Raw genomic sequence first — 22,079 nt, forward strand, 5'->3', positions numbered from 1 at the left:
CGCGGCCGCCGCGCTGCTGCTGCTCGCGGGCGCCGCCGCGGCCAGTCGCGCGGTCGGCGACGGCGGGGCCGGCGCGGCCCTGGGCCTGATGGTCGCCCCCTGCCTGGCCCTCGCCGGCTGGCTGCTGCCGGGCGGTGACATCACCGGCCCGCACGGCCAGGAGGTGCTCGCCTCCCGCATGCTCGCCGCGTCCGCCGCCGGAGCGGGCGGAGCGGTGCTCGCGCTCGCCGCGGTGGCCGCGTACGCCGCCCTGTTCCTCGCACCGGCGGTGCTTGCCGTCTTCGGGGCACTGGCCGCCGTCGTGATGCTGGCCGCCGGCCTCGACGTACACGAGGTGGCCGGCATCACCGCGCTGGCCGCCGTGCTCCTCGGGGCGTTCGTGCCCACCCTCTCCTTCCGGATGGCCGGACTGCGCATGCCCCCGCTGCCGACGAACGCCCAGCAGCTGCAGGAAGGCATCGAACCGCACCCCACCGCGGTGGTCGCCTCCCGCTCGGTGCTGGCGGACGGCTGGATGAGTTCGCTGTACGCAGCCGTCGGCCTGGTCTGCGCCGGCTGCCTGACCGTTCTGGCCCGCCGGCCCGGCCTCGCCGAAGTGGTGACGTCCCTGGCGCTGGCGCTGCTGCTGCTCCTGCACGCCAGGGGGCTGGGCAACGTCTGGCAGCGCTTGTTCCTGGTGCTGCCCGGCACCTGGGGACTGGCCCTGCTGGTGTTCTCCCAGGCTCAGGCCGCCGGTCCCTTCGGGCGGCTGCTGACCGTGGCCGGACTGCTCGCCGTGACCGCCGGCATCGCCATCGCCTCATGGACGGTGCCCGGCCGTCGGCTGGTGCCGTACTGGGGCCGCGGGGCCGAACTGCTGCACTCGGCGACGGCGATCGCCCTGCTGCCGCTGGTGCTGTGGGTGCTCGGCGTCTACGGCGCCCTGCGGGCCCTGAACGGCTGAGGAGGACGCGATGCAGTCCAAACGCGACCAGGTCCAGGCGCATATGTTCGTCATGGGTCGCCTCACCTCCGCCATGCTGCGCGGCGATCCCGACGCCCCGGAGAGCCCCCAGGGCAGAACCAACCGAGGAGTCGCCATCGGCGTGGTGATCGCCGTGCTGCTGTCGGCGGGCGCCTTCGTGCTGGGCCTGTTCATGCCCGGCACCCAGGACTCGTGGAAGGAGCCGGGCGCCCTCGTCGTCAACAAGGACACCGGGTCCCGCTACCTCTACCTGGACGGCCGGCTCCGGCCGGTGCGCAACTACTCTTCGGCGCGGCTGCTGGCCGGCGTCGACATGACGGTCGTCTCGGTCGGCTCCCGTTCCCTGGCGGGCGTTCCGCACGGCGCGCCCGTGGGCATCAGCGGCGCGCCCGACGCGCTGCCTGCCGCGGACGGCCTCGACACCGGCCCCTGGCAGGTCTGCTCCGGCACCGCCTCCGGAAGCGTGACAACGGTCCTCGCCGTGGGCGCGCCCGCCGACGGGGCCGGTCTGAGCACCGCCCAGGCCCTGGCAGTGACCGGACCGGACAAGGCCGACTACCTGATCTGGCGGGGCAGCCGGCTGCGCCTGGACGATGAACGCGGCGCCTCCCGCTCCCTCGGCTACGACGCCACGCCCCGGGTGAAGGTGTCGTCGGCGTTCCTCAACTCCGTCCCGGCGGGCCCGGACCTGTCCCCGCCGAGCGTGCCCGGCCGCGGCGGGAAGGGCCCGGACCTCGGCGGCCTCGACACCCGGATCGGCCAGGTCTTCCAGGTCACGGCCCCCGGTTCGGAAGCCCGCTACTACCTGCTTCGCAGAGAGGGGCTCGTCCCTCTTACGGCGACGGGCGCGGCCCTGGTGCTCGGTGATCCGGACACCCGCAAGAAGGCGTACGCCGACGGGACGCCCACCGCGAGGCAACTGGGCGCCGACGCGCTGGACGGCCATACGGCCGGAAGCCGGACCACGGATCTCGCGGACATGCCGGAGGCCCCGCCGAAGGCCGTGGAACTGGAGCCGGAGCAGACCGCGTGCGTGCGGGTCCAGGGCGGCGGCACGGGCACGGGCACCCGGGTCAGCGTCGCACTGTCGCCGCGGTCCGGGCTCGGCCCGGCCGCGCAGCCCGCGCCGGAGGGGCTGACCCCGGCCTGTGTGCCGGTTGACCGGATCACCGTCCGAGCGGGCGGCGGCGCGCTTGTGCATGCCCTGGGCGCGGGGGGCGGGGCCGTGGGGAAGACGGTCTATCTCGTGACCGACAGCGGCATGAAGTACCGGATCGTCACCGAGGAGGGCCTGGCGGCGCTCGGATACGGGGCCGGACAGGCCCGGGGGCTTCCCTCCCCGCTGCTGGCCATGCTGCCGACCGGCCCCGACCTCAGCCCCGAAGCGGCCGTGACCGGACGGGGCAGGACCACGGCCCCTGCCTGCGGGCCCAAAGCGGACTCCGCCTCCTCACAGGGGCCCACAGCCAAACCGGATGGGCCGGGCACCACGGGAGATTTCGCGACGCCCGGCGAGCCGACCAGGAAACAGTGAGATTTCCCGCATGTGAATCTCCCTCAAATTAACCTCAGATGACGGAAGTTGACCGAACGGCATGCAAGCATGGCCGGGTTGCTTTCGCTGTTGTCTGATTAACTGATCCAGAATTGGCGTCAGTTGCCCCCGCCGAGCGGATGACCGTCATCCGCGTCCGGCCGCAGGTCGGGCCAGGTGTGCGGGCCAGACGGCGTGATCACCAGGAGGTGCGGTAAGTGGCAGGCTTCCAGCAGTCAGAGGAGCAGGCGACACGGAACGGCATCCAGGCCCTTGAAACGGCCTTCACCGGAGTTCAGAACTGCCGGCAGGATGTCGAGAACATGAAGTTCAACCTGGCCTCCGGGCTCAAGGGCTCGGATGGAAAGGCCTTTCAGGACCTGCTGAAGCTGTGGGACGACCAGGCCGAGATCATCTCCAGGAATGTCCGGGACATGGTGGACACCCTCAATGAGACCCTCCGGGTCCAGGGCATGACCCAGGGTTCCAACAACGAGTCCATCAACACCGCGTACACCCAGTCGCAGAGCATCTTCGACGCGCTGCAGGGCTGATCCCGGACGGCGTTCCGGCATCGGGCCGGGACACCGGCCGTCGACTTCCCCTTCCGTACCTGTTGCGAGACGAGGCCCCACGATGAGCGATTTCACCGACGGACAGATCTACGTCGACTACCGGCACATGTCGAACGCGGCGGACGACATGGTGCAGCAGACCAGGGCGATCGCCAGCATCCTGGTCAACCTGGACGCCGAACTCCAGGCGCTCAAGCAGACCTGGGAGGGTGAGGACCGCCAGGTCTACAACGACAAGCAGGCCGCCTGGAACAAGGCCGTCGAGGCGATGCAGAACCTGCTGGAGAACCACTCCCGGCTGCTCACGGACGTCTCCGGCAACTACCAGTACAGCGAGCGGTCCCTCACCCAGCTGTGGAGCGAGGTCCGCGTCGGCCGCTGAGCCGGTCCGGACCGACCCCTTGAGGCGGGGCGGCGGCCCGCCGCGACATACGGCGGGCCGGCCGCCCGGCAGCCCCGCAGCCACAGCCCCGGCAGCCACAGCCCCGGCAGGAGAAGGACATGGCGGACAGCACGACGGTCAACCTCGACAAGGCCTGGTTGGAGAACTTCCTCAACCACGACATCCTCAACTTCCGCAACGAGCTGAAGAAGATCCTCCAGGACGGGATCGCGCCGAGCGGCCAGATAGTCCCGGCGGTGGCCAGCCTCCTGAAGAACGGCCGCAACCCCGACGACAAACTGCCCGGAGCCGAACTTCCGCTGACCATCGGAGGGATGGTCGGCGACGAGCGGACCAACGGAAAGGCGCTCGTCGAGGCCGTCGTCGAACTGATCGAGGCGATCGATCTGATCCTGGAGAACCAGAAGACCCTCTTCGAGGACATCGACGACAACCTGCGCACCTCCATCGACAAGCTGTTCAAGACACAGGGCGAGAACCTCGTCAACATCGAGGGCGACAAGCTGCTCGACATCTTCGAGGACGTCGACGATTCCCTGGGCGGCAGCGACGACGACTGAACGAGGGCGGCGCCTCCTCGCCCGGGGCCCGCCCGCACCGCCGCCCGACGCCCACGTGTTTCCCTTCCCCCAGCCCGGCAACGGAGTCCGCTCGTGCCCGAAGACAACGTCATACCGCTCACCTCAGACAATGACGCCTGGCAGAGGGCGGTACAGCTGTTCACCGGATACAAGGCGCCAGAGCGGCACACCCTCTTCGACACCCTCCTCGGCAACGAGGGCATCAAGCAGATGAAGGTGGAGATCAGCAAGCAGGGGAGGGTCGACTACGTCGATCCGGACGACTTCAACTGGCGTGTCGACAACGCCGGATACCGCATCGAGAACACCGACTTCGTCATCCCCTTCTATATGACGAAGGGCGACGACCCATCGGCCGGCGACGGGGTCTCGATGTACAAGGCCCGCATCACCATGCTCGGCAACAAGAGCCATGACGGACCTCCGGCGGGCGGTGTCGTGGAGGGCGGGGAGTTCAAGAGCCAGTACGAGAACCACCTCGACCTCAAAGGTGACAAGGCGACCTGGACGACCGCACCGCTCACCCAGTACGCCTACGGCACCGGCCGCGCCCTGGAGGCACTGCTCAACAACGAGAACGGCACCTACGGCTTCTCCTGGAACAGCGTCAACGTCGTCGAGGAACAGGCCGTCACCCTGAAGTCCTTCGACACCGCGGCCGCAGCCTTCGACCGGGTCGCCCAGTTCTTCGCCAACCGCCAGCAGACCATCGCGGAGTGGCAGCGCCGGGTGGGCACCGAGCAGGACGACGCCTGGCGCGGCCAGGCCGCCGGCGTCTTCTGGCACCTGATCGACACCCTCAACCGGCAGTACGAGGGCTTCGCCAAGGACATGGGCGCCGACAACGGCAGATCCAAGCAGGGCAACGAACTGCGCGAGGCCCGCTCGGCGTTCCGCAACGCCGTTCTCAAGCTGCACTCCAGCTGGGCGCACTGGGAGCTCTACATGGGCAACCCGCTGCGCTGGCTGCACGACCTGCTCGTGGAGATCACCGACCACGTGTGGGAGAACAACATCAAGCAGATCACCTACAAGGTGAACCCCGGTTACGGCCCCTACTCGAGCCCCTACACGACCTACCACGCCCAGGGGGGCTTCGACCAGACGGCCACCCGGTTCGGCAAGAGCGACAACTTCGGACCGCTGGACCAGCTCGACACCTGGAAGGCGGTGGGCGACCGGGCCGTCGAGAACTGGCAGGCCTCCGTCATCGAGAACCTGGTGGATCCCGCCAATGCGGCCCTGGAGGAGATCCACAACAAGTGGAGCAGCAAGAGCATCGACCTCGGCTCGGTCAAGGTCCGCGGCGACGAGGACCTCACCAGCTCCTACACCGAGGACAAGAACGAGAAGGAGAAGGAAGAGGCCGACAAGGCCATTGAGGAGGCCAACAAGAAGAACGACGAGTTCATTGCCTGGCAGAAGGAGCAAGCGGAGAACGCGAAGGCCGAGCAGGAGGAGAAGGAGAAGGAGGCCAAGGAGGAGGCGGAGAAGGCGAAGGCCGAGCAGGAGAAGAAGGAGCAGGAGGCGAAGGCCGAGCAGGAGGCCAAGGAGAAGGAGGCCAAGGAGGAGGCGGCCGCCGCCAAGGCCGAGCAGGAGCAGAAGGAGCAGGAGGCGAAGGCGGAGCAGGAGGCCAAGGAGAGGGCGGCCAAGGAGGAGGCGGCCGCTGCCAAGGCCGAGCAGGAGCAGAAGGAGCAGGAGGCGAAGGCCGAGCAGGAGAAGAAGGAGCAGGAGGCGAAGGCGGAGCAGGAGGCCAAGGAGAGGGAGGCTGAGGCCAAGCAGGCCGAAGCGGAGGAGAAGGCCGAACAGAGGCAGGCCGAGCAGGAGCAGAAGCAGGAGGAGGCGCAGCGTAAACAGGAGGAGGCCCAGGCCCGTGCGGAGCAGTTGCAGATAAGCCAGTTCAACCAGGCCCGCGCTGACCAGGAGGCCGCCCGCAAGAGGCAGGAGGAGAAGGAGGCGGAGGCGAAGGCGGAGCAGGAGGCCAAGGAGCAGGAGGCCGAGGCCAAGCAGGCCGAGGCAGAGGCCGAAGCCGAGCAGAAGGAGGCGGAGGCCAGGGCGGAGCAGGAGGCCAGGGAGAAGGAGGCCGAGGCCAAGCAGGCCGAGGCAGAGGCCAAGGCAGAGGAGCGGCTGAAGGAGCAGGAGGCCAAGCAGGCCGAGGCGGAGGCAAGGGCCGAGGAGGAGCAGAAGAAGCAGGAGGAGGAGCAGCGCCGGCTCCGGACCGAGCAGGAACTGCGCCAGGAGCAACTGCTCACGGAGCAGGAGAAGCGGGAGGCCGAGCAGCTGGCCCGGCAGGAGGAGGCCGAGAAACGCCAGGAGGAGGCGTGGCAGCAGGCCCAGGCCGCCTACCAGCAGAGCACGGAGGGGCTGCTCAACCCGGGCGGCGTCGACCTGCCCGGCGCTGGCGGCCTTGACACCGGCGGCCTTGACACCGGCGGCCTTGACACCGGCGGTCTGAACTCGCAGCCCCTCGACCGGATCGCCGCGAACCCCTACTCCGGCGACACGCTGGCCAACCCCGGCGGCAGCACCACCACCCTCGACGAGACCGGCCGACTGGTCACCGAGTACCCCGACGGCAGCTCCGTGCGGATCGACCCCGATCTGCGCACGGCGACCGTCACCCAGCCCGACGGCACCGTGCAGACCGGTCCGCTCAATGTCGGCGACCTGCTCCCCAACCCCGACGGCAGCGTCACGCACCTCGACTCCGACGGGAACATCGTCACCGAGTACCCCGACGGCACGACCACCACGGTCAACCCGCACACGGGCGCCGGCACGACCACCCGCCCCGACGGCACCGTCAGCTCGGGCAACCTCAACGACGCCCTCGGCGACCTGCCCTCCGGCCTCGGCTCCGGCTCCGGCTACGGCTCGTACGGCTCACCCTCCTCCAGGTCTCCCGCCTACGACTACGGCTCCTACGAGGAGGAGCTGTACGACGACTCCCCCTACGAGTCGCCGTACGCCACTTCGGCGTCCACCGGCGCCGCGGCTTCGGCGGCGGACATCGGCACCCCGCTGAACGCCGGCTCGCTGCCCGGCGGCGTCGGCATGGGAGGCGCGCCGACGGGAGGCATGCCCATGGGAGGAATGCCGATGGGAGGAATGCCGATGGGCGGCGCGGGCGGCGGCGGCAACCAGGGCCAGTCCGAGCGCGTCCGCAACGTCATCGACGACGCACAGGCGGTGAGCAGCCGCGGCGGACGCTACGGCGGGAGTCCCGCGCCCCGGACCGTCCAGGACGAGAACGACGTACGGGTGTCCGCCCCCCGTGCCTCCGCCACCACCGGCTCCAGCCCCTTCCTCCCCATGGGCGGGGCCGCGGCACCCGGCGGCCAGCCGCAGACCCAGAGCGGCGACCGCGCCCGGGAGGTCTGGGCGCAGGAGGACGACGACGTGTGGGGCACCGACGAGGGCGGCGCACCCGCCGTCATCGGCCGGTGACCCCCAGCGCGGCGGAGGAGAACGCACCCGTGACAGAACCGATGGAGCAGCGCATCGCCAAGGCGATGGCAGAACTGGAGTCCGTTCAGGCCGCAGTGGCGCGGGCCGAGGAGCGGCTCGCCCGCGCATTCGCCACCGTGCGGTCCCGGGACCGGGCCGTCGAGGTGACGGTCGGAGCCGGGGGAGAGCTGACCGGACTGAAGTTCCTGGACAACAAGTACCGCTCGATGAACGCCGCCCAGCTGGCCGCCTCCGTGATGGAGGCGGTCGGGCGGGGTCGCGCGCAGATGGCCCGGGAGGTGATGGACACCTTCGCCCCGCTGACCTCGCCCAGCGCCGAGGTCCCGGAGCTGCGGGGAGTCGACGTCGACTGGGACCGCATCTTCGGGTCGGCGCTGAGCGGGGAGGCCGGCGGCCGGTACGGCCGGCGCGGCGGGGACCGGCTGAGGGACGAGATCCACGAGGACACCGACGACGTGCGGACACGCGGAAGGGGCCGGTCATGAGCGGCGTGTACGAGGCGTACCCGGATGCGCTGAGGTCGAGCATCGAACGGATGAGGCGGCTGCCGGAGCTGGCCCGCAAGCTGGGCGAGGACTTCACCGGCCAGGAGCGGTCCTATGTGGAGTGGCCCGGCTGGACGGACGACTTCGCCCACGAGGTCCGCCCCGTCTACGAGAGCAACAACGAGTACTGCCTGGGCATCAGCAGCACGCTGTTCCAGGCCCTGGACGGTCTGGTCTCCGCGACTCTCGCGAACCTGGAGAACATCGAGCAGACCCGCACCGATTCCACGGAGCGGATCCGCGAGCACAGGCTCCGGACCGAGGAGGCCGTCGAGGGCGACACCGGCGGACGCCACTGACGTGACGGCGGTGACGCGACGAAGGTGACGCGAGGCGGTGACGCGACGAGGGTGACGCGACGAAGGTGACGCGACGAGGGCGTGCGCGGTCGACAGTTCATGGTGAGCGGAGCTTTGGGTGCAGGAGATCGTATTTCCTGAAGACGTCAGGAAGATGCTCTGGATCCTCATCGGCGAAATGCCGTTGCAGGCCAGGGAGAACCTCGCCTACGCCAGCAAGGACCTCTACCTGGACTTCGGCCGGGGCATCCGTGAACTGAGCGACGAGATCCAGCGTTCGATCGTCGACGCCTCCACCTCCCTGCCCAAGGACGTCGGCGACCAGTACGTCCAGGGGCTGTCGCTGCTCACCAACGACGGCGGCGTCAACCACCTCAACTCGATGATCGACCAGCTCGAGGACATCGCCCGGGGCCAGGTCGACCACTCGATGAAGATCCAGGCGGCGAAGTGGGAGATCATCGCCGAGATCGTCATGCTTCTCATCGAGCTGGCGCTGATGGCGGCGCTGGCCGCGATCACCGGCGGCACCTCCATCTCCGAGATGGCCCTGGCCCGGGCCCGCAGCAGGCTGGCCGTGCTGCTCATCATCGACCGCCTGCTGAGGTTGACGCACCTTGCTCCGACGCTCACCGAGGCCTTCACAGAGGCCCTCCAGACCCTCGCGGTGCGGCTCGCGCAGATCGCGCTGAACCCGAGGGACCGCAAGCCCGACGGGATCGACTGGAGCGACGTCGGCAAGGCGGCGGCCTTCGGCGCGGTCGTCGGCCTGTTCGGGTCGGTCCTGGAGGCCGGCGGCGACTTCTTGAAGAACTGGATGAAGAAGTCCTTCGACGACTTCGACACCTTCGCCAAGAACCACCCCAAGTGGAACACCACGCTGAACGGCGTCGGCGAGTTGGGCGGCGCGTTCGTCGTCGGCGCGGTCAGCGAGTCCTTCGGCGAATACCTCGTGCAGGGTGCCTTCGAGGGCGACTGGGACTTCAAGTGGGAGACGTTCGTCGGCTCCGGCACGAGCTCGATGTTCGACGTGGTCGCCGGCGGGGCCGTGGGGGGCGGCGCCCTGTGGCTGCACAACAAGTGGAGAACGCAGACCGACACCGACTCCGACGTCGTCAACGACACTGCCACGCTGTCCGGCGGCGGCGGCAGCGGCGGATCGAACGCCTCCACCACGTCCACGCCGGCCCCGGATCCGGCCCCCGCGCCCTCGCCGCGGCCGACGGCCGCCGACGGCCCCCCGGCGGTCACCACCCCCGCGCCGGACACCACGACCACCGTGCCGCCGCCGGTGGCGTCCGCCCCGGTGGGAGGCGTCCCGACGACATCGACGTCCACCTACACGTCCTACACGTCCCCCGCCACGACCTCCTCCACGTACGACGGCCACGACAGCGCCTCGGATGTGTCGTCCCTCGACGACGACTCGCTGTTCGGTTCGGACACCGACTCGATCGCCTCCGACACCACGTACGGATCGACGTCCACTTCACACACACCCGTCGGCGCCGACCCGGCGACCACGTCCTCGCCGATCACCGCCAAGGGCTCCGGCGCCCCCGCCTCCCGCACCGGCGCCGACGGCGACAACGCCTGGATCGGTGACGACGCCACGGAAGACCTCGACGGCGCCGGCGACGGCCTGAACCCGACCGCCGACCTCACCGGGACGCCCACGCAGGGCGGCAACACCTCCGCCACCGGCCCGCGCACGGCGCCTGGCGGCGCCGAACGGACCGACGTCCGCAACCCGTACGCTGCCGACGACCTGGCCGACCAGAGCACCGACGGCAACACTCAGCAGTCCTCCGCCGACCAGCACACCGGCAGTTCCGTTCCGCGCGGCGCCGGCGCCCCACCCCGTGCGCAGGACGGCGAAGAGATCCGTACCTTCGTCCCCGAACAGGACGCACCGCAGGGGCAGTCCGAGGACGAGCAGGCCGAAGTGCAGCCCGCCGGGCCCCGCGCCACGACGCTGGGGGACGCCCCCGGCACGCAGCTCCCGGCCCACACCCCCCAGCAGGGCAACACACTGCCGGAGCAGCGGACCGTCCCGGACGGCGAAGCGTCACAGGACACCGACGTCCGGCCGGAGACCGGCGACATGCCGGGCGCGATCGCGCCGCCCGCCCCCGCCGTCACCGTCGCACCGGCCACGCTGACCGGCAACCCCGGCTTCGAAGCGGCACGGTCCGCCGTGCCTCCGGTACCCCGCTCGCACACCTGGGTCGACCCGATCTCCACGCCCGCCGACCCCGCACGGCCGGGCGAGACGACGCAGTACACGGTCCGGTCGAAGTTCGACGCGCGCCGCATCGCGTACGACGGTCAGTGGATTGCCGACCTCACCGTCCAGGTCGCCGCCGCCCCCGACGGCCTGCCGGGCGACGTATGGGACAAGGTGCGCTCCGGGGTCGAGGCGTACTTCAACGCGCCCGGCCACCAACTGCCCAACGGCGACCTGCTGCACATCACCGTCGTACAGGCGCCGGGCGACGCGCACCCCGACGCGCACTCCGACGCGCACTCCGACGTGCTCAACGTCGACCTCGTCGGCCGCGACCAGCAGATGACCCGCACCGCCTGGTGGGCGGACGCCGATCCGGTCGACTACGCCCACGAGATCGCTCACCAACTCGGCCTGCGGGACGAGGCGCGGGCCGGCGACCCGGCCGCACCCCAGCGGCCCGACATCCCGGGCAGCCTGCTGGGCGACTACACGCGCCCCGCTCCTGCGGGGCTCGCGCAGGGCGGCCTGCGCGGCCGGCACCTGGCCCTGCTCGGCGCTCTCGTCGGCGACCTCACGGCGACGCCCCCCGAGCGGCCCGCCGCAGGACCTGCCGGACGTCGGCCGCCCACGGTCTCCGACACACCCCCCGGGGCCGAACCGCACGCGCCCCGACCGCCGCAGCCGACGGCGACGACCTCCTCGTACGTGGCCCCGCCGGTTCAGACGACCGGCGACGCCACCGCGTCGGACACGCCCCGGAGCGCCACGGCGGACGTCCAGGGACCGGCGGCGTCCGGAGGGGCTCCGAGTCCGGAGCCAAACGCCGACGACCGCGCCGTGCCCGCTGTGCACGCCGCGCCCCCAGGCCCCGCCAAGCAGATCACCTCCGGCGTCATGGACGCCTACTACCGGGCGTACGCCGACTTCTTCGAGACCGACGACTCCGCCGCGGACTTCGCGAGCGGCTACTACGTCTTCGCCTACGCCCAGGACGTCGTGGCCCCCAAGCTCGCCACGCACGCCTCGATGCTGAACCAGATGCGGGCCTTCCACGATCAGTTGACCCGCATCCGCGACGAGCAGGCGGCGGCTGCGAAGCCGATCGTCCACCGAGCCGGTGAGTCGATGCGGTTGTATCGGAAGATGTCGGCGGCGGAGGCTGCGCAGATTCTGGGGAAGGGGCCTGCGGCGGGGATCGGTGCGGCGATGGCGTACAACCAGAGTGCGGAGTACCGGANCGGATGATGAGGTGGTGGTGGAGTTCGCGTTGCCGTGGGATGGGTACTGGGGCTTTGTGGGCCGGTTCGGGACGCCGAATCAGCAGACGGGCGCGTATCAGGTGCGTGACTCGGCGTTGGTGCACCAGGAGCGGCTGCGTACTGGAGCCGCCGCCAACTTCCGTTCCCGGGAGGACGTCGACGCGGTCCTCACCGAGCGGACGCATCACAATGTGGGCATCGGCCACGGCAACGTCCGTGACTTCGGCCGGCTCGTGACCGCGACCCGCCAGGTCCCCGCCCAGGAGGTCGACCAGGCCGCCCGGGACGCGGTCGCCGCCGCCCGGGAGTCCCGCCGCCCCCGGATCGACGCACTGATCACCGAGCGCGTCGCGCCGCTGCGGGAACGCGAGGCAGCCGGCCTGCACTCCGCCCCCACCCCGGTCGCCCCCGCCGGGCCCTCGGCGAGGTTCACCCCGGACGTCATGGCGGCGTTCCACCGTGCATACGTGGACCACTTCTTCTCCGCCGACCGGACGGCGTCGGACTTCGACAGCGTCTACTACGACTTCGTCGACCGGCAGAGCGTCGTCACCCCGGAGTTGGCCGTCGACAGCCGCCTGCTGCCCCGCATGGAGAAGTTCCACACCGAGCTGCTGGGCGTCGAGGCGGAGCAGGCGGCGGCTGCGAAGCCGATCGTCCACCGAGCCGGTGAGTCGATGCGGTTGTATCGGAAGATGTCGGCGGCGGAGGCTGCGCAGATTCTGGGGAAGGGGCCTGCGGCGGGGATCGGTGCGGCGATGGCGTACAACCAGAGTGCGGAGTACCGGANGAGCAGGCGGCGGCTGCGAAGCCGATCGTCCACCGAGCCGGTGAGTCGATGCGGTTGTATCGGAAGATGTCGGCGGCGGAGGCTGCGCAGATTCTGGGGAAGGGGCCTGCGGCGGGGATCGGTGCGGCGATGGCGTACAACCAGAGTGCGGAGTACCGGAAGTTCTTCACCACCTCGTTGTCGCACACGAGTGTGTTCAGCAATGCGAATGCCGCTTCGGATGATGAGGTGGTGGTGGAGTTCGCGTTGCCGTGGGATGGGTACTGGGGCTTTGTGGGCCGGTTCGGGACGCCGAATCAGCAGACGGGCGCGTATCAGGTGCGTGACTCGGCGTTGGTGCACCAGGAGCGGCTGCGTACNGCCGCTTCGGATGATGAGGTGGTGGTGGAGTTCGCGTTGCCGTGGGATGGGTACTGGGGCTTTGTGGGCCGGTTCGGGACGCCGAATCAGCAGACGGGCGCGTATCAGGTGCGTGACTCGGCGTTGGTGCACCAGGAGCGGCTGCGTACCGGAGCCGCCGCCAACTTCCGTACGCGGGATGACGTCGACGCGGTCCTCACCGAGCGGACGCATCACAATGTGGGCATCGGCCATGGCAACGTCCGTGACTTCGTCCGGCTCGTGACCGCGACCCGCCAGGTCCCCGCCCAGGAGGTCGACCAGGCCGCCCAGACCGCGCTGAGCGCCGTCCGCGAGGACGGACGGCGTGCGGCCCACGCCCTCGTACAGCAGAAACTGGACCGGGCCGCCGGTGTCCACGGAGAACCGTTCGGCCTGGAAGGGGGAGCGGACGGGCTGATCTCCGACGTCGCCGTGGACGTGCCCGAAGCCGTACGGCCACCGGACCCCGAGGCGCTGCTGGCGGAACTGTCCGCGCTTGCGGCCCCGGAACTGCTCGACGGGCTGTCCCTGATGCCGGTCGGGCATCGGCGGTGGCTTGCCGGCCGGCCGGAGTTTGTGGAGCAGGTCCGGTCGCGGTTGTCGCCGGAGGACTTCGCGGGGTTTGCGGCGCGGTTGCTGGTGGTGGTGCCGGGTGGGTCGGCGCGGCCGGTGTCGGCGCGGGGGGAGGCGTCTGCCCAGGTGGCGCGGATGCTGCGGGATGCGGATGCGGTGACGCGGTTGTTGCTGTCGGGGGCTTCGGTGGTGGTGCTGCCGTTGGATGTGCCGTTGTCGGCGGTGAGTTCGTTCGCCGGTTTGCATGGTGTCGACGGTCGTGGGCTGGATGAGCTGCGGGGTGCGCAGAGTGGTCTGGTGGCGGCGGTGGCGGAGGAGAACCTGCTGGGGGAGCAGACGCCGGTGGGTGGGGTTCCGCATCAGCCGGAGGGGTACTCCTCGGCGACGCACGAGATGGCGCACCTGCTGCACACGGCGGGGCTGACGGATGGGGACCGGGAGCTGATCCGGCGCGTCTTCCATGCCAGGGATGCCGCGGGACATGATGTCGAGGGGCCGGACGGTGTGCGCAGGGACATCGCGGGCCGGCCTGTGGACACCTACGCCTCGGTGGACGAGTTCGAGTTCTTCGCGCAGTTGAGCAATGTCTATCTGGGTACGAATCACGGATTCGACGCCGCGACGGGCAGGCCTCGGAACAACGGCGTGGAGTGGGTGCGTGAGCACGAGCCTGAGCTGCTGCCGCTGCTGAAGCGGTTGTACGGGACGGATCCGAAGGCGGTCCACGATGCCGCGGCCAACCCGGTCGCGGCCACCGCCGCCGACAACGCGATGTACGAGGCGTTCCTCGACTTCATGACCGCTGTCGGCGAGAACGGCGACGAAGCACCGACCGGCCCCTCCCCGGACGGCCGCCCGACGCCTCCCGGGACCGGCGCGGCGGAGCAGGTGCACGCGGCGCCCTCCGAACCCGCCAAGCGGATCACCGTCGAGGCGATGGAGGCCTATTACCGGGCCTACGCCGACTTCTTCGACACCGACGACGCGGCCCTCGACTTCGCAAGCGGCTACTACGTCTTCGCCGACAGCCAGACCGTCTTCACTCCCAAGATCGCCCTGCACGACACGCTGCGGGACCAGCTCGGCGCCTTCCACGCCGAACTGGTCCGCATCCGCGACGAGCAGGCCGCCGCGGCCCCACAGATGACCGGCGCCCCGGACGCGCCACTGCGCCTCTACCGCAAGATGTCCACCGCGGAGGCCCGTGTCTTCCTCGGGGCCCGCACCGCGCAGGCCGGCTTCCGGGCGGCGATGTCCCACAACGACAGCCGGCAGTACCGCAAGTTCTTCACCACCTCGCTCTCCCACACCAGCGCCTTCACCAACGACAACGCGGCCTCGGACGAGGAGACGGTCGTCGAGTTCACCCTGCCCCAGGACGGCTACTGGCGGTTCGTCCGCAGCCACGGCACCCCCAACCAGCAGTCCGGCGCGTACCAGGTCCCGGACTCCGCACTCCTCCACCAGGAGCTGCTGCGCACCGGAGCCGCCGCCAACTTCAGGTCCGGCCAGGACATCGACGCCGTACTGACGCAGCGCGCCCATCACAACATCGGCATCGGCCACGGCAACGAGAACGAGTTCGCCCGACTGGTGACCGGCATGCGCGAGGTCTCCCCGGCCGAGGTCGGCCGTGCCGCCCAGGACGCCACGGCAGCCGCCCGCGCGGCCCGCCGCCCCCTGGTGGACGCCCTGGTCCGGCAGCGCATCGACGGCCTCCGCCAGCGCGCCGCCGTGCACGCCGCACCGGCCGCCGGAACCCCGGCCGCCGGCAACCGGGCCACACCCCTGTCCTCGTACGTCACCGGCTACGGTTCCCAGTACGACGGACACGTCGGCCTGGTCCACGTCGAACCGCTGCCCGCTCCCGTCGTCGACGGCCTGCACCGGCAGGTCCTCACCGCGCTCGGCATCACCGGCCCCGTCGCCGACGACCACCCGGCGCTGCTCCGGCTCCGGGACACGCTCACCGCCGAGGAACTCGCGCGGCACCTGCCCTATCTGCGCAGCAGCCGCGGTGCGCGGTTCACCGTCCGGCACGAAGGCCGCGATCTCACCGTGGACGTACGCCTGGCCCTGCGCGACCCCGTCCGCTCCGAGCGGTACGGCGCCCACAGCGTCACGGACCCCGAGGGCCGGGTCGAGCGGCGCGGACTCGGCAATCAGGAGTCCTCCGCCGCCAGCGGCTCCGGAACGGCCCGCACCGTCCCCGTGGCCTGGTCCGGCCGCTTCCCCATCGACCGGGCAGGACCGGTCCGCCGACTGGACGCGGCGCTGTCGCTCGCGATCACCCACAACCAGTATTCGGCCTCCACCACCGTCAGCCACGTGGTCCAGACGATGACCGCCCAGCGCAGCAGCGAACTGTCCCAGCCGATCGAGTTCGGCACCGCCTGGCAGGTCCGTGTGGACCCGACTGAGCAGCCCGCGGCCGACGGCTGGGACGCCGCCCGCACGCACGGACCGGTCACCGTCTGGTTCCCCGAGCACCTCGCCGTCGAGACCGGCGGAGGACTCGCCGTCCCCGCCGGTCTGGACGAACTCCCGGTGTGGGGCGTCGACACGGTTCGCGAACCCGGCCGTCTGGCGGCCGAGGTGCGCCGCGACTTCGCTGCCGAACTCGCCGGCCTGTCGGACTCCTCGGCCGGGGAACTGGAGGCCTTTCTGTCGGAGCCGGTCCTGCGCGGCACCCTGCCTCTGCAACGCGGCGGCGGTCTGTTCTCGCCCGTGCTGCTGGACGGCGACGGCCACGCCATCGGCATGCTGAAGCTGACCACCGAGGTGGAGCCCGACGACCCGACGCACCGCTCCGTCGACGGCAAGATCAACCTGGAGGCGCATGTCGCGCACACCGTCAAGGTCGACAATGCCGCCAAGTTCACCAGCGGCGCCGCCCTCGACGGCAGCCTCGGCCCTTCGTTCACCGGTGACCACGCCGAGCAGCACCCCGACGCGTCCTCGCTGGCCGCCGGCAGCCTCGTCGGCAAGGGCGGGCTGAGATGGCAGACCAACGCCACCCTGTCGTCCGGTGGTTCGGCCACCATGACGCACTCCGTGCGCAGCAACCGCAGCCACCTCCTCGCCCCGGCCCGCGTCACTCACCGCGTCACCCTGATCCGGGCGCGCGGCGGCAGCAGCACGCACACGTTCGGCCCGTGGGACGACGGGATGCGCCTGCGTGTCCTCCCCGCCGCCGAGGCCCGGGGCGAGGAACACCAGCCGGGCTCCGGGCAGCGCCGACTCCCCGGGGAACTGGAGAACCTGCAGAGCCTCGGCGTGTCCGCCGCCCCCCTGGACGTCGCCGGAACCGCTCCGCTCTTCGATCGGGCCGAGGCCTGGCTGCGGGCACAGGGCTTCCTCCCACCGCTCGAACCGGTGCCCGCCACCCTGTTCGACGAGGCCGCCGCCCAGGCGCAACTCGCCAACATGCGGCGCTTCGAACAGGCCCGCTCCGGGGTCGGCCTGCGGGCCGCCGCCGATGCCATGCTGGACGGCGGCCACGCGATGTGGTTCGACCTGCCCGACCGCACCGGCGGCGCCCGCCGCGTCCAACTGAGGCTGTCCGCCTTCCGCGACACCGGTCCCGGCCCCGCCAGCACGCCCCGGCACCGCCGCACCCTGCCGGACGTCCAGGTGATGGGCATCTCCTCGTTCTCCGTCGCCGGCACCGAGGCCGCGGGCTACGCCTACGGCTGGCAGGCCGGCTTCGGCGGCGGCCCCGCCGGCCCCCTCGGCAGCGGCGGCCCGTGGCGTCTGGGCGGCACCGGCGACTACACGTACGCCCAGCAGACCGCCCACACCACCACGGCCGGCTCCGGCGTCAACCAGGACCAGTTCTTCATCGGCAGCGGGCAGCCTGCCGAAGTCTTCGACGTGCCCGCGCAGTTCTCCCTCGATCTGTACGAGGGTCCCGGCGTCGAACCCGCGGTGCGCTTCGCCGACCCCGCCTCGCACCCCGACGCCCGGCCCACCGCCCCCGCCGACGTCGAGCGTCCGGCCGAACCCGCGGAGGACCCGCCGCACAGTGTCGGCGGGCACCTCACTCTCGCCGTGCCGCAGCACCGCACCGTGCCCGTCGGCACGCCGGTCCAGACGATCCCCGAGCACCGGGTGCGGGCCGTCGACGCCGACGACCGTGCCCGTCTGGCGCTGACCGGCCCGGACGGCAGGCCCGCCGACGGTGTCGTCCGGCTGCCCGACGACGCCGTCATGGACGTCGTCCGCGGCTCCGGGCCGATCCTCGACGCGTTCGAACAGATCGTCACCAACACCTACCCCGGCCACCCCGAGCAGGGCCTGCTCGACAGGATCGCCCAGACCGTCACCACAAGCGTCCCCGGCGCCGTCGCCAAGGCCGGCAGTCATGTCCTCGACACCTTCGCCGGAGCCGACCCCACCGACCAGAGCACCACCTTCACCGAAGCCCTGCGCGGCGCCCTCAGCCCGGCCGGTCTCGTGGCCCGCTCCCACCAGATCTTCAAGGGCGGCTATGTCATCGAGGGCCTCACCCTGCCCGGACTCGGCGCCGACCACGAGTTCTCCGTCGAGATCCAGGGCTGGCTGCACGACGCCGAGCACCTGCACAGCGGCAAGCAGTATCTGGAGACCGACGTCGGCGCCACCGACACCGCACAGCAGCGGGTGACCACCAGCACCGGCCACCAGGGCGCCCTCACCGCCACCTCGCTCCAGATGCCGCCCGACGTGCCGGAGGGCACCCCGACCCCCGCGCCCACCGCCGCGTTCAACCCGTCCGGCCGGTACGCGTACACCCGGCGCACCGACGAGACGCACACCCTCGCCTCCAGTACCGGAGTGACCCGCACGCCGACCGAGAGCGGCACCCTGCACCGCATCCGCACCGGCGCCACGTTCCTCGTCACCGTCCGGCACGGGCGCCGCAACCTGGTCGGCAATGCGCTCGGCCTGACCACCGCCGACCCGGTCACGGTCGCCGTGGACGTGCCGCGCGGCGCCCAGTTCCTGATGAGCGACCCGCAACTGGCCCGCGACGCCGAATGGTTCACCGGGACCGGCTCGGGCACCGGGACCGGCTCGGGCACCGGCACCGGCACGCTCGCCGCGCCCGCCCGGCCCGAGCCGACGCTGCCCCTGCCGGACCGTTTCGCCCGCACCCGCGAACCGGGCCTGGCCGGAATCCTGTCCGTCCGGCAGCTCGGCGACGAGGGGACCGAGCAGCGCGACCGCCTGCGCGCCGAACTGACCGCCCTCGTCGAACGCGAGGCACCCGGCTCCACCATCCCCGGCCACGCCTCCTACCTGCCCGGCGTCCTGGCCCGCATCGCCGACCTCACCACCCCGACCGCCCTGCGCGCCCTGCCCGGCCGCGGCCCATCCGGAGTGCAGCGCTTCCACTTCCGGCATGTCACCAAGGGCGGCGCCCGCCTGGTCGAGGTCACCCTCAACGCCCGGCCGGTCCAGGACACCGCCGGACTGCGCACCGTCCGCGGCCGACCCGCGGGCGGCGGCGCCGGACAGGAGCAGGTCCATGTGCACGCCCCGGCCAACACCTCCAGCTCCGTCTCGCACACCCGCCGGCACGGAGCCGCCTTCACCCCGACAGCCCGCTACCCCCGCCCCGCCGACGACACCCGCACCGACCGCACCGGACCCGCCTGGTCCCGCACCGGGGACCTCACCGACACCACCAGGACCGCGGCCGGCAACGAGGACCGCTTCTGGCTGCGCACCGACAACGCGGCCGACTTCGAGGTCGCATACGAGTACACCGCCACCGTCCGCTCCGAACTCGTCGCCGACTGGCCCCTCGACCTGCCCGGCGGCATCGTCGAGGCCGGCGTGCTCGCCTGGTACGACGAGAACGTCACCCTCACCACCTGGCTCGACCGCATGCTGCGCGGCCGCCCCGCCGCCACCGCGACCGTGCCCGCCCGGCTCACACTGCGCTTCACCGGCAGCGAGGCAGCCGACCCCGCGAAGGCGGCGCCGCCCACCGAGCCCGCGGTGTCGGCCGTGCACCCCCTGCCGACCCCGCCCACGGCCACCGGCGGCACGCACCCCGCCGACGGCGGGCGGATCGTGCCGACCGGACCCACCCCGGTGTTCCACTTCAACGGATACGCCGAACTCGCGCAGGCCCTCACCACCGTCGCCCCCCGCCTGGCCTCCCAGTGGCAGGCCACGGTGACGTCCGGTTCCGCGGAAGGCGCCGCCGTCCGCGTCGGCGAACTCATCCAGGCAGGCGCCATCAGCCTCGACCCACCCCGCGCCGCCGGACTGACGCAGCACCTGCCCGGCGCCTACCCCGACCACCTCGAGTCCGACGACGCGCCCAGCCTGCACATCGAACTGCGCAACCCGCGACGGATCACCGACGCGGGCGACGTCGCCCTGGACCGGCTGCGGCTTCCGACGACCTCGGCGACCACCTCGCTCGTCGCAGGTTCCGCCTCGGGCGCCGTCCTGCAGACCGCCTACGCCGTGACCGACACCCACCTCCTCGGCTTCGGCGCGCCCATGCTCGCCCGGCAGCCCGTCACCCAGGGGCACGGCTCCGCCACCGCGGCCGCCCGCCGGGAGTGGTTCAAGACCGGCGGCACGGCACTGCCCGCCAACGGCCGCGGCACCCGCAGCTACGAGACCATGGCCGACGTCGTGATCACCGTCAACGGCCCCGCAGGCACCCTCTACGTGACGGGCAGCGCCGAACTGCGCCTGAGCGAACGGGACGTGCTCGGCCACGGCATCACCGACGCCCGCACCGATCCGCAGGTGTACGACCTGCGCTCGCTGCTCGCCGGGCAGCCGGAGGCAGACCTGCGGGACTGGACTGCCCACCCCCTGGGCGACCTGCCCCGGGCACTTGCCGACGGCCTCGACCCGAGCGACCCCGCCGCCCAGATCTGGCTCGCCACCGGCCCCGACCCGGACGGCTCCCGGCTCGGCCGCGCCCTGTACGCGGCCTCGCGCACCGCCGCCCTCGCCGACCGGCCCGTCGAGCTGGTGCTGCGCACCGACGAGGGCCTGCGCCACTGGCGGTTCACCCGGGGGGGCGACCTGCACAGCACCGACGCCGACACCCTCGACGCCTGGAGCGACCTCGCCACCCGGATCACCGCCCACGCCGACGCCATCCGCGCACAGGAGACGGCCCGGGAACAGGAGAGGTCACTGCGCGGACCCCAGGCGGAGGCCCGCACCGAACTCGCCGAAGCCGAGAAGGGCCTGACCGACGCCACGACCGAGCACCGCCAGGCCACCGACGCTCTGACCCGCCAGGAGGACGCCGTGACCGCGGCCCGGTCACGGCGCGCCGCAGTCGAGTCCGAACGCGACCACTGGCGGGAACAGGCAAGAGGGCTGAACGAGACCCTCCTCGGCCTGCCCGGCCGGATCGGCGAGGCGAACAAGCGGATCACCGCGGCCTCCGGCGCCGTCCGGGCCGCCGACGCAGTCCTGGCACACATCGCACGCCAGGAGGAGGGCGCCGTCCCCGAGGCCCGCGCCCGTGAGGCCCGCGAACGCTCGGCGCGGGCCCACGCCCGCCTGGACGCCGCCCGCACGGAACGCGAGGCGCTGCGCGCCGACCAGGAGCGGGTGCAGCGCGAACTCGACGCCGCCCGAACCGCGGCCCGGGACGCCGCCGACCGACTCCCGGCACTCGACAAGGCACTGTCCGCCGCCGAGACCGCTGCCGAAGCCGCCGAGAGCGCCCTCACGCGCGCCACGGAGCGCCTTGACCGCGCCACCAGGCATCGCGACGACCGGCGCACGCACCTGCGCACGCTGAACCGGGCCGTCGTCGAAGCACTCAAGGAGCAGGCCGAGCAGGCCGCCGCCCAGTCGGCCGCCCACAGCGCGCTGCCCGGCCTCGCCCACACCCTCGGCGATGTCCGCCGCTCCACAGGCGAGGGCCTGGTCAGCGTCCCGCTGTCATCGCTGGCGTCCACCCCGGCACGCCGACCGGGCGCAGACCCGAAACCCCGGCCGCGCGCGCTCCCGCCGAGGGAGGATGCCAGGGCCACCCCGCAACCGGCTCCGGTCGCCCCGTCGCCGGCTCTGGCCACTTCGCCGTCGGCTCCGGCCACTTCGCAGCCGGCGCCGCCCACTTCGGGGCCCGCCTCTCGGCAACCGGCTCCGGTGACGCAGGCATCTCCGCAACCGACCCCGGCCACCCCGCCGCCGGCTCCTGCCACCGCGCCACCGGCTCCTGCCACCGCGCAATCGACCCCGGTCACGCCGCAATCGACCCCGGCCACCCCGCCGCCGGCTCCGCCGACTTCGCAGCCAGCCTCTCCGCCGCCGGCTCCGGTGACGCAGGCATCTCCGCAATCAGTTCCGGCCGCGCAGGCTTCCCCGCCCGTCACGCCGAAACCCGCCTCGCCCCGGCCCGCTTTGACCGCCCCGCCGAAGAGTGACCCCAAGGGGAGGGGCAAGAGCGCTGCGGGTGACGGGACCACGACCACGACCACGAGCACGGCTGCGCATACGGCTGC

General features: G+C 71.8%; 9 protein-coding genes. All 9 read left to right on the forward strand.

Annotated elements, in window-relative coordinates; genetic code table 11:
* The coding region (eccD, locus tag QCN29_RS33940) for a type VII secretion integral membrane protein EccD (protein WP_279932987.1) at positions 1–943 on the forward strand (943 nt) is incomplete at its 5' end.
* 10 nt (positions 944–953) lie between these two features.
* A complete protein-coding gene (gene eccB, locus QCN29_RS33945; protein WP_279932989.1) occupies positions 954–2,498 on the forward strand; it encodes a type VII secretion protein EccB in 1,545 nt (514 codons plus the stop codon).
* A 218-nt stretch (positions 2,499–2,716) separates the two neighbouring features.
* Positions 2,717–3,052 carry a hypothetical protein gene (locus tag QCN29_RS33950; protein WP_240136603.1) on the forward strand — a complete coding sequence of 112 codons (336 nt, stop codon included), beginning with the start codon at positions 2,717–2,719 and terminating at the stop codon, positions 3,050–3,052.
* A gap of 82 nt (positions 3,053–3,134) precedes the next feature.
* Positions 3,135–3,455, forward strand: coding sequence for a WXG100 family type VII secretion target (locus QCN29_RS33955; RefSeq protein ID WP_240136604.1), 321 nt, complete (start codon positions 3,135–3,137; stop codon positions 3,453–3,455).
* A gap of 119 nt (positions 3,456–3,574) precedes the next feature.
* A complete protein-coding gene (locus QCN29_RS33960; protein WP_279932992.1) occupies positions 3,575–4,036 on the forward strand; it encodes a type VII secretion system-associated protein in 462 nt (153 codons plus the stop codon).
* A gap of 93 nt (positions 4,037–4,129) precedes the next feature.
* Positions 4,130–7,504 (forward strand): AAWKG family protein, encoded by a 3,375-nt coding sequence (locus QCN29_RS33965; protein ID WP_279932994.1) that lies wholly within the window; start codon positions 4,130–4,132, stop codon positions 7,502–7,504.
* A gap of 41 nt (positions 7,505–7,545) precedes the next feature.
* Complete coding sequence (locus QCN29_RS33970) at positions 7,546–8,010, forward strand: YbaB/EbfC family nucleoid-associated protein (RefSeq protein WP_279933012.1); 465 nt, start codon at positions 7,546–7,548, stop codon at positions 8,008–8,010.
* The gene (locus QCN29_RS33975) at positions 8,007–8,369 is read left to right on the forward strand and encodes a hypothetical protein (RefSeq protein ID WP_279932996.1); all 363 of its coding nucleotides are present in this window, start codon (positions 8,007–8,009) and stop codon (positions 8,367–8,369) included. Before QCN29_RS33970 ends, QCN29_RS33975 begins: the two co-directional genes overlap by 4 nt.
* A 178-nt stretch (positions 8,370–8,547) precedes the next feature.
* Positions 8,548–11,844, forward strand: a complete 3,297-nt coding sequence (locus QCN29_RS37380; RefSeq protein ID WP_450170508.1) for a WXG100-like domain-containing protein — start codon at positions 8,548–8,550, stop codon at positions 11,842–11,844.
* The last annotated feature ends 10,235 nt before the right edge of the window (positions 11,845–22,079 follow it).

The organism is Streptomyces chengmaiensis, from assembly GCF_029846775.1.
Lineage (GTDB): Bacteria > Actinomycetota > Actinomycetes > Streptomycetales > Streptomycetaceae > Streptomyces > Streptomyces chengmaiensis.

What these genes read in the sequence shown, in the direction of transcription:
- QCN29_RS33955 (WP_240136604.1), top strand. Translation starts at nt 3,135, where the DNA reads ATGAGCGATTTCACCGACGGACAGATCTACGTCGACTACCGGCACATG.
- QCN29_RS33975 (WP_279932996.1), top strand. Translation starts at nt 8,007, where the DNA reads ATGAGCGGCGTGTACGAGGCGTACCCGGATGCGCTGAGGTCGAGCATC.
- QCN29_RS33970 (WP_279933012.1), top strand. Translation starts at nt 7,546, where the DNA reads ATGGAGCAGCGCATCGCCAAGGCGATGGCAGAACTGGAGTCCGTTCAG.
- QCN29_RS33960 (WP_279932992.1), top strand. Translation starts at nt 3,575, where the DNA reads ATGGCGGACAGCACGACGGTCAACCTCGACAAGGCCTGGTTGGAGAAC.
- eccB (WP_279932989.1), top strand. Translation starts at nt 954, where the DNA reads ATGCAGTCCAAACGCGACCAGGTCCAGGCGCATATGTTCGTCATGGGT.